Origin of the sequence: Maribacter sp. Asnod2-G09 (assembly GCF_045063795.1) — a bacterium.
Lineage (GTDB): Bacteria > Bacteroidota > Bacteroidia > Flavobacteriales > Flavobacteriaceae > Maribacter.
Genome location: NZ_JBEFOA010000004.1, coordinates 173,789 through 186,006 on the forward strand (window position 1 = coordinate 173,789; position 12,218 = coordinate 186,006).

The window sequence follows — 12,218 nt, forward strand, 5'->3', positions numbered from 1 at the left end:
TCAGACCTTGCAGGTATTATGAAAAAGAAAAAAATAGACCTACAATCACTTACGCCAACGCAAAGCACTTGTGCTCATTGTAGCGATGACGAACATACCCACGAAGCTGTACCACATTCATCAAACTTTAAATTATACCTTCCGGCAATCATCAGCTTTACGATGCTGGTCATTGGTATAGCCTTAGACTATTTTAATATTTTTACATTCTTTCAGGGCTACATACGTTTAGCTTGGTATATCGCGGCATACATACCCGTTGGTTTACCTGTATTAAAAGAAGGATGGGAAAGCATCAAAAAAGGGAATTTCTTCACCGAATTCTTTTTAATGGGTGTTGCTACTATCGGGGCATTTGGTATTGGCGAATATCCAGAAGGTGTCGCAGTAATGGTATTCTACGCAGTGGGTGAACTTTTTCAAAGTGCTGCGGTTCAGCGTGCTAAAGGCAACATTAAAGCTTTACTTGATCTACAGCCGGATCAAGCCTTGGTTTTCCGTGATCATCAATTTATTTCTATATCTCCAGAAGAGGTTAATGTGGGAGAAAAAATACAAGTTAGAGTTGGCGAGAAAGTCCCGTTAGATGGTATATTACTCTCAGAAAAGGGATCATTTAATACCGCAGCCTTAACAGGAGAAAGCAAGCCTGATACCCTTAAAAAAGGAGATACTATATACGCAGGAAGCATAAATTTAGACGGAGTTATCGAAATTGAAACCACAAAGGTTTTCAAAGACAGTTCCATTGCTCGTATTCTTGATATGGTACAGAATGCGACGGCTAGAAAATCAAAGACAGAACTGTTTATTAGAAAATTTGCAAAGGTCTACACGCCAATTGTCACCTATCTAGCTATTGCACTTACTTTTCTTCCTTATTTTTTTGTCGAGAATTATGTTTTTCAAGATTGGCTATATAGAGCCCTGATTTTCCTTGTGATTTCTTGTCCGTGTGCGTTGGTAATTTCTATTCCGTTAGGATATTTTGGCGGATTAGGAGCAGCATCACGTAACGGAATTCTTTTCAAAGGCGCATCTTTTTTAGACACCATGACCAAAGTGAATACGGTGGTAATGGACAAAACAGGCACTGTAACAAAAGGGGTTTTTAAGATTAAGGATCTTATTAAAGATCAGATCTTTACCGAAGACGAATTCATGAAGTACTTGATCGCCATTGAAGAACAATCTACACACCCTATTGCAAAGGCAATTTTGGAATACAAGGCAGGCGGAGACAAGTTTAAAGCTACGGATGTTATCGAAATTGCCGGTAAGGGATTACGAGGAACAATTAACCAAAAATCGGTCTTGGTCGGTAATAAGGCGTTGATGATCGCGAACCAAATTGAAGTGCCCGCAGCAACTGATAACATTGTAGAATCTATCGTAATGATGGCGATAGATGGAAAATTTACAGGTTATGTGACCGTAGCTGACGAATTAAAAGATGATGCATTCGAAGCCATTGCCAATATGCGTAAAGCAGGTATTGATAAAATTATCATGCTTTCTGGAGATAAGGATTACATTACCCAGCAAGTGGCGAAAGAATTAGGAATTGACTGGGCAAAAGGCGGATTATTACCGGAAGAAAAACTAGAAGAAGTAGAGAAACTTAAAAAACAATCGAATACCAAAATTGCTTTTGTAGGCGACGGAATTAACGATGCTCCTGTTCTTGCTATTAGTGATGTAGGCATTGCTATGGGCGGACTTGGTAGTGACGTCGCCATTGAAATTGCTGATGTTATTATACAAAACGATCAGCCTTCTAAGATTGCTACCGCAATCAAAATCGGGAATTCTACACGAAAAATTGTATGGCAAAATATTGCTCTAGCTTTTGGAGTGAAATTTATTGTTTTAGCTATGGGTGCCGGCGGATTAGCTACTATGTGGGAAGCTGTTTTTGCCGATGTTGGTGTTGCGCTTTTAGCAATTTTGAATGCAGTGCGATTGCAGAGGATGCAATGGAAATAACCATCATTACGAACGTAGTGAAGTAATCTGTTTATTGGTAGCCGAGAACTCACTTGGTGTAGAAATTCGGCAGATTGCTTCGTTGCGAAAAAGCTCCTCGCAAAGACGACTTCAGTTTAAACCCAACGTGATTACGAACACAGTGAAGTAATCTGTCTACTGCCGACCTAAAACTAAATTGGCTCAGAAATTCAACAGATTGCTTCGTCGCAAAAAGCTCCTCGCAATTCGTCTAATAACAATCTGTTTTTAGCTGACCGCTCTTTTCAAAAGCTTCAAAACTGATTGTTTGGTTGCCTTGCAATATTCTTTCTAACACATCAAGAACATCATGTTGCATAGCCAGTGATCCACAAATCATAATGGTGCCATTTTGGTTAATGGTTTTCAACACTAACCCTTTTTGCTCTAAAACGACATCTTGAACATATTGCTTTTCACCTTCCCGGGAGAATGAAGTAAATACATTGATACTTTCATGATTTGAGACTTCTTTTTCCAAAACGGAATTATAAATCTCCATAGAAGCCTTTTCACGTCCTCCCCAGAACATGGATATATTCTGAGTTGTATTTTCAGAAATCATTCCTAAGAATGGAGCTATACCGGTGCCATTTGAGATGAAAATTGATTTTTTTGCATTTTTCGAAAAATGGAAGTCTTCATTTCGGTCTATAGCAACTTTTATAGTTTCGCCAATTTTTAATCCGAAGAGGTAATTAGAACCTTTCCCTAACTCGTGTTTTTTAATGCTAAGTAAAATAGTATCGTCAATTCTGGCAATTGAATATTGACGAACGGTATCATCATCATTTGGAAATACTTCTAACAAATCTCCCGAAGTGAAATCAACTTTAGATTTTGGCAGTAGTTTTAACAAGAACGTATTATCGACATTCAAATCGGTTCGCTCCAAAACTTCAAACTCAACTTTCTTATACTTTTTCTTTTTTAAAAGTGGTCTTTCTACAGGAATTGTGAATCCGACTTTAGTAGTGTATTGAATCATCCACAGTTCAAAAGAATCGAAATCGGACTTATTAATTTTAAAAAGTGGCAATTGCTGTTGAAAGTTTTCAGCTGCTGATAATTGATTATCTAGTTCAATCGCGAACTTGCAGTAATCAGGATAATCCAAAGAACCAAAACCAATAACTGAAAAGTCAATATTATTCGGTTGCTGTATCGTAGAAAATAACGCAGAGAATTTACGGGCATTCGTTGGTGGCTCTCCTTCACCATATGTTGATGTAAAAATGACTATATTTTTGGCTTTTTCATAGGTGCTATATTTATTAAGCTCGGTTAAATAGACCTTCTTCCCTACTTGCGTTAATCCGTTATAGAAACGCTGTGCAAAATCGAATGCAGTACCACTCTCCGACCCTACTAAAATTATATACTCACATTCATCTTTGTCTAATACCTGGGCAATTCGTTTTCCTTTCTTTCTACGCTTCAAGGTCATTACAAATCCTGAATACATAAAAAACAAAATAGATGCACTGGCAAGTAATAGTATAATGGACCAAATGACATTTCCTTCACCCGTATGCAATACCAAACTTAAGCGCGAAGCCAATGTAACAAAAGGGAAATCGCCACTACTTACGATGGCTCCGGTTTGCTGATTCACTTCCACTTCCCTATCCTGCAAGGCAATTACGTAATATTCTTCAGGATCATCTGAAAAAGGAAATTCAACTTGTCGAACTGCCGCTAAAGTAGTTTCCTTAAAAAAGGGCACTTCTTTTATATTGTTATATGCTTTGGCTTTTTCATTTACAACTACTTCTTGCTGTTCAACATTAGTATCAGGCAACAGATTAAACTTTTCGGCAGATAAATAGACTCCCGTTACAGCAAGAATTACAATAGGAATAAAGAACCAGCGACTTAACACCACGTGATATCGTAGCTCGAAATAATCTTTCTGGACTTTTGAGAATAATTTCAGGAATCCGCCTTGGCGCTTAGCAAGCAAAACTAAGCCTGTAATAGCAATTATAGCTAAGAGTAATGAAATAAGACCAACAAAGAAACGACCTATACTTTTTAAAAATAATGACCGATGCACATTAGTCGCAAAAGTATATACATACGGACGCTCTTTCACTTCACCCAACTGTTCACCAGTTACAGGATTTACATAGACATCTAAAGTTTCCATATCCATCGTTAGTACGGAAGCCTTTACGAAGCCCGATGATTCTACTTCTAAGCCCAACACTTCGTCATAGGTATTCTTTAAAGCATCGATGGTAGTAGCCAATGACACCTCTTCTAAATTTTCTACCGCATAACCCTTTGCTTGATGAGAAATGGGTTCTACCGCCAAAATGATTCCCGTAACAGAAGCCACTATCAAGAATAGCGAAGAAACTAGGGCAAGCGTAAGATGACTATAACGCCAAATAGAAATTGTCATACGAAGTAAAATAAATAACCTTGGGACAAGCCCGCGAGGCATTAAATTGAAAACATAAATAATATTTCGACGCAAGCGTCGGAGCTTTTAAATCTCGATTATCGAGCAATTTTGTAACCTTATATTGTTTAAAAACTTCCAGAATGGCTGTACTAAGTCATTCTGGAAGCGTGATTGTGATTGTAAAAATAAACACACTAACTATAAAACTTCATTATGAACCCGCATAATCGTCAGGCAGGCGCAGTCGAAACTCTTAAGTTAGCTTCTCCACACCTGGCGTTTCGACTACGCTCAATGTGACACGCTAACATGCTGACTCTATTCAACAGATTGCTTCGTCGCGAAATGCTCCTCGCAAAGACGTTTTAAATTAAACCAAAATGTCATTTCGAACGCAGTTTAGAACTCTTAAGTTAACTTCTCGCACACCTGGCATTTCGACTGCGCTCAATGTGACACGCTAACATGCTAACTCTATTCAACAGATTGCTTCGTCGCGAAATGCTCCTCGCAAAGACGTCATTCTGCTTCATGGTAAACTAAAACAAAAATATTGCCACTTTTCAACAGATTGCTTCGTCGCGAAAAGCTCCTCGCAAAGACGTTATAATAATCTTTATTGAGGAAGCATACGTACGTAACGAATGAATCCTTTTCCTTCCACTTTAGTTGTTAAGTTTTCAGTCGTTAACGGGAACTGAATATCATCTGCATAATACCCTTGATCCTCTACAGAAGTTTCAAAACGAAGGCTATAACCCTTATCAATTTTATCCGTAGGAATTTGCAAAACATTTAATGCACGTTCTCCGCCACTGATAGTTTCTCCAGAAATAGCATCTATATTCGGTCGATTTTTTCCGTAGAATTTCCACCATTCTGTAATTTCACTGTACCACTCGCTGTCTTTGCCCTGCACGTATATGGTCTCTACATATTTATTATTGGCATCAACGATAGATACGATCAAATAAGCACCTTCACCAGAATAATTTGTTAATTGAATAAGACACTTTACAGGCGTTTTATCTACCGGAGTAAATGCTGTCAACAAAGACCCGACCAATAGCACTGCCGGAATGTATTTTAAAAATCTTTTCATCTATATATAAGTTTATAAATATGTATCGTTATCAGTTAATTCGGTTATTGCTTTAAGAAATCTAACGATGTGTTCCCTTTCTGCAACACCTCGTTCTCACTTGCTAAATCGTATACCGTTTCTTCAAAATCGGTTGTACTCTTTGCGTCTGCACCTTTAGCTAACAAGAATTTAAGCAACTTATCATTCTCAGCCTTCATAGCTGCTAAATGCAATGCCGTTACCCCTTCATCGTTTTTAGCATTGATATCGATATTAAAATCGGATACCTTTTTCAATAACTCAAGGTCATTTTTCTTAGCAGCAACGTGGTATAAGGTGTTCCCTTCACCTTGAACAGTATTAAACTTTAAACCTTTAGATTTCAACAATGCTAATTTCGCATCAAAAGCTTTGGCGTTTCTTTTGCTGTATGAATCTGCCAAGTAAAAAGCAGCAGTATTTCCGGTAGTATCTTTTGCATTGATATCTGCACCTTTTTCTATTAGAAAAGCTACAACATCTGCTTTATTATCATGAGCCGCAAGCATAAGTGCAGTTTCACCACTATTGTTGGCAGCATTGATGTTCGTTACATCTTTTGCTAATAATTGAACCATAGCAAGTTCGTTTCTAGCAGCAGCGTTCAAGAACGGAGTACTACCCTCTTCATCTGCTTGGTTGACATCTGCACCAGCGTTTAAGAAAAGCTCAAAAATAGCAGCATCTTTAGTACCAAATGCTAAACGATGTAATGGCGTACTACCATTTTTCTCAACAATATTAGGTTCCAAACCTAGACTTTTTAAATAAGTATAGACCGGTAAGCCATTACTGAATCCGCGTCCGCCTTGCGATGCGAACATGAAAGCATTACCACCATTCTTGTTCAGCGACTTATAATCAACTCCCTTTTTAACCAGCAGTTTTAGAAAATCGATATTTCCTTTTTTAGAAGCATAATTGAAAATTCCGTTACCGTCATTATCCTTACTATCTAGAGCAAGACCTTTACTTAAAAAGAAATTTAATTCTTTTTCGTTCTTCAGAGAAGCTGCAGCTAGCAATAAAACGTTAGCGCCATGTTCATTTTTCTCTTCAGCCAAATTCACACCTTTCTTTTCGAAAGCGTTATAAACCGCAGGGTTTGTAAGTCCCGCATTTGCACCAAAAGCAAGCGGTGTAAAACGGTGACTATCTAAAGCCGTAACCGACGCACCATTATCTAATAAATACTGTACTAATTCGGCATCACCAGAATAACTTGCCCAATGTAAATAAATACGGCTATCATGAGTTTTTTTATCTACCCCATTACCATCAAGAGACACTAAATACTTAATTACTTCGGTATCTTGCTTAGTGGTAATTGCCAATGTTGTAGCATCAAAAGAGTTGCTATCTGATTCAGCCGGATCATTACCTTCTGCAATTTTTTGTTTTACGGCAGCAAGATCAGGGTTCGTTTTCCAGAATTTACGATCTATCAATTCGTTCTTCTCTTGCGCTATACTTGTAAATCCTAAAAATAATAGAGCGGTTAGGGCTATTTGTTTTACGGTTTTCATGTTCTTATTTTTTAACAAATGATTCAATTACTTCTTCAATTTCACCTTCTTGATCATATTCATCATCAAAAAGATATTTATACAATACTTTATTATCTACTTTCTCTTCTAAAGACAAGTCTTTATTACGACCATAAACAGCATCCCACTTAGAACGTACAATGGTCCATTTATCAGTATTTTCTTTCCACCAAGCAGCAGCTGCGGCACATCTGCTATCATCGACCTTAACGTAAGTATTGTATCCTTTTTCTTGAGCTACAATATCATCATCTTTACCGGTTTCACGAATTACCTTGGTATTGTCTTGATCATGCAACCAACCATAATCGGTAACCTGATGACGGTTGCCACGAACGGTTAAATTATAATCACTTCTTGTGGTGTACTCACGTCTTGGCAAGGGTGCATCGGCAGTATTTTCCCAAAAACTCTTTCCGTCTACATGAACCCAAGTAGAAGACCCCTCGTACCGCGGACTATCATCTACCTGAAACACTTTTTGTGTCCACTGCCCTTTTACATTATCTGCTGGTAGCTTCTTAAACGTCCATGTATTATCGGCATTATAAGAATATAGGTCGGTGTTCTCGAACAACCAATCTTGTCTCCAATGCTTAACTATATGTGGAGCAGCCGGGTTACCAACTTGTAACAAATGTTGAATAGAAATTTTATCGTCCTCATCTACAATTAACTCTGCCCACTCTAAGCCTTTATCAACTTTTGTTTTAGATGGCTTGTAAAGCGAGTCTGTACTATAATTAAAGGTTTCTGCGAAGTTAAAAGTCACTTCATAACAACCGCACATACGCTTTATAGCTTCGCGGTCTTTCTTCATTTTATCTTTTTGTGAAAAGGCACTTATTGAAACAAGCAGTGCCATGGCAATGGTAACAGGTGTTCTCATTAGGTATCGATTTTTTGTTTTCTGGTTCGATGACAAAAATAACTATTTTTATTTATTCTAAATAAGAATTGTTTATATATTTGCTTCATTATTCATAATTAGTCTAAATAAGCATAATGCGATTTCAGCTTACCCCATTACTAGTATTAATTGGTTTCCAAATCACCATTGCACAAAGTAATACTGAACGTTCTAACGACTCGATCTTATCACAGCAATTAGAAGAAGTAATAGTTACTGCCACTAGAACCGAACGCCAATTATCATCGTTACCCCTACCCGTTACATTAGTAGGTAAAAAGCAGATTATAAAATCGGGCACCGTTCGTTTAAACGAAATACTTAATGAGCAAACAGGTATTATAACTGTAGCTGATGAAAGCGGATTTCAAGGGGTACAAATACAAGGTATCGCATCAGACTATATTCTTATACTTATTGATGGGGTTCCGCTAGTGGGTAGAAGTGCCGGTAATTTTGATTTAAGTCGACTTACGGTTGGTAACATTAAACAGATTGAAGTAGTAAAAGGTCCGGCGAGCTCTTTATATGGTTCTGAGGCTTTAGGCGGAGTGATAAATATCATCACAGAAAAGCCAAAGACCGAAGATTTAAGTGGTAATGCATCTTACAGAATAGGAAGTTTCACTCAACAGGATATTAATCTAGATTTGAAACAAGCATTTAAAAAGTTTCGTTACGGATTTTTCGCTAATAGATTTTCATCTAACGGGTATGATTTAAATGAAGATGTAGAAGGGCAAACCGTAAATCCCTTTACCAACTACACTTTAAATGGTCGTTTGTATTATGATTTCAACGATAAACTATCCCTATTCACCTCCTCACGTTTTTACAATCAAAACCAAGATGCAGGTTTTACACTAGACAGTATATTATATACAGGTGATACAACAGAACGTGAATGGAATACTCACGCTAGATTAGACCATAAATGGACCCCAAATCTTACCATGGCCTACGAGCTTTATTATACAAATTATATGGCTACGGAATTATTGGCAGATCCTATTTCTACAGATGTATTGAGTGATAGTGATTTTAACCAAAAACTATTTCGCCCAGAGGTACGTGGCAGCTACACATTTGCTTCTAAAAACGAAAATAATACTGGGTTACAAAACGGAACTTTAACTGCCGGTGCTGGCTTACAAATAGATGAATTAGATAGAACCTACTTTGATGAGACGGTTAATTTTACCTCTGAATACGTATATGCACAATACGATTTTAACCCTATTGAAAAACTAAATGTTATTGCCGGCGCACGATTCGATAATCACTCTGAATACAACAATCAATTCAGTCCGAAATTAGCATTGCGCTACCAGTTAAACGAAAACCTAGCTATTAAAGGATCTGTAGGCTACGGTTTTAAAGCGCCAGATTTTAGGCAGCTGTATTTTGACTTCACCAATTCTGCCGTCGGCTATACCGTATTAGGTTATAATGTGGCTTTAGACAAATTACAAGAACTAGAAACGCAAGACCAAATTCTTAGTGTGCTCGTTACCGAAGAAGACCTTAGCAAACCTTTAGAAGCAGAAAGTTCTATTGGCTACAATTTAGGCTTTAATCTAAAACACGGTCGCGGTAACACCGAAGTAAATTTCTTTAGAAATGATTTTAAAAATTTAATAGATACCCGCATTATCGCCCGTAAGACCAACGGACAAAATGTATTCAGCTATATAAATTTGGATGAAATATACACCACAGGTTTCGAAATCAATTCTGCCTATAAACTGACCAACAACCTAAATATAAGTGCCGGATACCAATTGCTCTATGCCTTTGACAAACAGAAGAAACAAGACGTCGCAGATAACCGAGTATTTGTACGTGATGCAACAAATGGGCAATCGGTAGCACTATCACAATCGGATTATTTTGGGTTGGTCAATCGCTCTCGCCACAACGCAAATTTTAAAGTGTACTATGATATACCTTCTGCCAGCACTAATGTAAATATGCGTGTTCTGTACCGAAGTAAATATGCGCAATATGACACCAATGGTAACGGACTCATAGATAGTTTTGACTCCAGTTTCATAGATGGGTTCGTAACTGTAAATGCAGCGGTGAGCAAAACATTTTATCAAGATTTTACACTACAGGTAGGTGCCAATAACCTTTTGGACTATACCGATAACAATATCCCGACGATGCCGGGAATTCAAGCATACGTAAAACTTAATTATCAATTCTAACCCACCTGACAACGCGCAGGTTTTAATCACATTTACCATGACGAAGAACATTTTAGCAGTAGCATTTTTAGCGGTAGCATTCGCTTCTTGTAGCAACGATGATGACAGTACACCAGTAGAGCCAATACAAACCGAAACGGTAAGCAATCTATATGCTCCACAAACAGGAGGACAAGGACAACCTGTTGGCGGAGCGTTTACAAAGTTCGATTTTGAAACCGGCTTAGAGACCACAAGCGACACCGATTGGGATGTTGCCTTTAGAGGAAGTACTATTGCCATTAACGGTGGTGCTGCAACAGGTACCGAAGATGAGCCAGAAAGAACCGGAAATGTTGGTGTCGCCGAAGTAACTGGTACTTTGGCAAGTGTAACCACAGCAAACGACCTCACTTTTAACCAAGATGCAGATGCATCATTTGCCATAGCAACAGGTAGTGACAACGGTTGGTACAACTACGCAGGCGACCCAACACATTTAATTACACCTATACCAGGTAAAGTATTTGTATTTAAAACTACCGCTGGCAATTACGCCAAAGTAGAAATTATTAGCTACTATGAAAATGCCCCTACTGAACCAGATGCATTTACAGATGCTACACCATACTACACCTTCAACTATGTTTATAACCCTAATGAAGGGGAAACTTCTTTTGAGTAGTTTATTTTTTAAATTTAAGTTGTTTATAAAAGCTCGTCTGTAAAGACGGGCTTTTTTTGTTTTGTGAATACGACTTGTTAATACAGTTTAAAACCAGTAAGAGTTTTCTTCAAATGTAATTTGGTATATTGCTGATATAAAAGATATATATAACATATGTTTTATATATCTCATATTGGCAGGATATATAACATATGTTATATATTTAATTGTTAGCTGTAATTTACAAAATAAAACGCATCATGCTTGATAAAACAACTATAAAAAAAGCCTTGAAACTCTGTGTTAATTCATTAAACAGTGAAGAAAACAGAATACAAAATGCAAAAGAGGTCACTTTAACCATCAGGCAACTATACAAAGAACCTTATCAAGGAAAAGGTCTAGGAATTGGTGACTTAAGTTGGAGAAACTTTCGTGCAAAATGGGAAGATTATAGGATTCGATGGGAAGACTCTGAAAAAATACAAACTGGCTTGGATTGGAAAACTGCATTTCTATTGCTTGGTGATGCAATGAATGTAAGCGAAGTAGAAATATTTAATATTGCTAAAAATATTGAAGAAGATATTTTGTTTAACCACGTTTTAAAACATATTATCACAAACTGTGTTGTACAAAATGAAATAGAACAAGCCCTTTCTTATATTTCTCATTTTAGAGAAACACATATTTTTGAGCATTCGGATAACCAAGATTTAGGTTACTTGATTATATTGAAACATTATGCGACCAAAGGTGATAAGTATAATTTCTTCAAATACTTTAAATTAGCAAAACCTGCCAAAAATCGTACTGAAGTTGCTGATTGTAAAGATTGGTTAGTCACATGCTTTAGTGAAAACAACTCACTGAATGATGCTATAAAATTATGTACGCATCGTAATTTGGGTAAAAAGTTTTATCAATCAGCTTTAAAACCTTTTGCCGAAAAAGGAATGTATCAAGAATTAAAAAAAATATTTGTAAATCAACCGGAATTAAAACAACCAGAACTGAATACTGAAATTAAAATATATATTGAATCTTATTTGAATGCAGTAAAAAACAGTCAAAAAATTGATGATGATTTTGAATGGCTTTTTTCACAATGTTTAAAAATTGACAGGAAAATACGTTTTGGTGATGTAAAATTGCAAGACGCAATGTTGCTCGATTTAGGTATTGCTTCAGAGAAACAAGACTATAAGGAAAGAGCCTTAAAATGTCGTAAAGCAATTAAAGATAATCGAATGAAAAGAGAATTAGTGCTAAAATAAAAACTACTGCTAACATAATATATAAAAAATTGCTATTCCGTGCTTAACCAATGTTAGTTGCTTTGTTTGCTAGCATCTGATTTTCCTT

Annotated in this window: 8 protein-coding genes; 4 read left to right on the forward strand and 4 right to left on the reverse strand. The window is 36.9% G+C overall.

Features of this window, described 5'->3' with window-relative positions; all coding sequences use genetic code 11:
• The first annotated feature begins 18 nt into the window (after positions 1 to 18).
• Positions 19 to 1,986 (forward strand): heavy metal translocating P-type ATPase, encoded by a 1,968-nt coding sequence (locus ACJJVT_RS07885; RefSeq protein ID WP_405397744.1) that lies wholly within the window; start codon positions 19 to 21, stop codon positions 1,984 to 1,986.
• Between the two features lie 232 nt (positions 1,987 to 2,218).
• Here the strand turns inward: ACJJVT_RS07885 and ACJJVT_RS07890 are convergent, their stop codons facing one another.
• The 4 genes from ACJJVT_RS07890 to ACJJVT_RS07905 all read right to left on the reverse strand — a co-directional run bounded on the left by ACJJVT_RS07890 (position 2,219) and on the right by ACJJVT_RS07905 (position 7,952).
• Entirely contained in the window at positions 2,219 to 4,414 is a 2,196-nt protein-coding gene (locus ACJJVT_RS07890; RefSeq protein WP_405397745.1) for a PepSY domain-containing protein, read from the reverse strand.
• A gap of 619 nt (positions 4,415 to 5,033) precedes the next feature.
• Entirely contained in the window at positions 5,034 to 5,519 is a 486-nt protein-coding gene (locus tag ACJJVT_RS07895; RefSeq protein ID WP_405397746.1) for a DUF2271 domain-containing protein, read from the reverse strand.
• A 44-nt stretch (positions 5,520 to 5,563) separates the two neighbouring features.
• Positions 5,564 to 7,066, reverse strand: a complete 1,503-nt coding sequence (locus tag ACJJVT_RS07900; protein WP_405397747.1) for an ankyrin repeat domain-containing protein — start codon at positions 7,064 to 7,066, stop codon at positions 5,564 to 5,566.
• Between the two features lie 4 nt (positions 7,067 to 7,070).
• A complete protein-coding gene (locus ACJJVT_RS07905) occupies positions 7,071 to 7,952 on the reverse strand; it encodes a DUF6607 family protein (protein WP_405398947.1) in 882 nt (293 codons plus the stop codon).
• Between the two features lie 140 nt (positions 7,953 to 8,092).
• On the opposite strand from ACJJVT_RS07905, the gene ACJJVT_RS07910 reads away from it, so the two are divergent.
• From ACJJVT_RS07910 to ACJJVT_RS07920, 3 genes are all read left to right on the forward strand, one after another.
• Positions 8,093 to 10,207 carry a TonB-dependent receptor plug domain-containing protein gene (locus ACJJVT_RS07910; RefSeq protein WP_405397749.1) on the forward strand — a complete coding sequence of 705 codons (2,115 nt, stop codon included), beginning with the start codon at positions 8,093 to 8,095 and terminating at the stop codon, positions 10,205 to 10,207.
• 37 nt (positions 10,208 to 10,244) lie between these two features.
• Positions 10,245 to 10,871 carry an HmuY family protein gene (locus tag ACJJVT_RS07915; protein ID WP_405397751.1) on the forward strand — a complete coding sequence of 209 codons (627 nt, stop codon included), beginning with the start codon at positions 10,245 to 10,247 and terminating at the stop codon, positions 10,869 to 10,871.
• A gap of 242 nt (positions 10,872 to 11,113) precedes the next feature.
• A complete protein-coding gene (locus ACJJVT_RS07920; protein ID WP_405397752.1) occupies positions 11,114 to 12,130 on the forward strand; it encodes a hypothetical protein in 1,017 nt (338 codons plus the stop codon).
• Positions 12,131 to 12,218: the final 88 nt, after the last annotated feature.

Bases quoted from the DNA above. Each gene is read 5' to 3' on its own strand.
- ACJJVT_RS07890 (WP_405397745.1), bottom strand. From the start codon at position 4,414: ATGACAATTTCTATTTGGCGTTATAGTCATCTTACGCTTGCCCTAGTT.
- ACJJVT_RS07895 (WP_405397746.1), bottom strand. From the start codon at position 5,519: ATGAAAAGATTTTTAAAATACATTCCGGCAGTGCTATTGGTCGGGTCT.
- ACJJVT_RS07900 (WP_405397747.1), bottom strand. From the start codon at position 7,066: ATGAAAACCGTAAAACAAATAGCCCTAACCGCTCTATTATTTTTAGGA.
- ACJJVT_RS07920 (WP_405397752.1), top strand. From the start codon at position 11,114: ATGCTTGATAAAACAACTATAAAAAAAGCCTTGAAACTCTGTGTTAAT.
- ACJJVT_RS07910 (WP_405397749.1), top strand. From the start codon at position 8,093: ATGCGATTTCAGCTTACCCCATTACTAGTATTAATTGGTTTCCAAATC.
- ACJJVT_RS07915 (WP_405397751.1), top strand. From the start codon at position 10,245: ATGACGAAGAACATTTTAGCAGTAGCATTTTTAGCGGTAGCATTCGCT.
- ACJJVT_RS07885 (WP_405397744.1), top strand. From the start codon at position 19: ATGAAAAAGAAAAAAATAGACCTACAATCACTTACGCCAACGCAAAGC.
- ACJJVT_RS07905 (WP_405398947.1), bottom strand. From the start codon at position 7,952: ATGGCACTGCTTGTTTCAATAAGTGCCTTTTCACAAAAAGATAAAATG.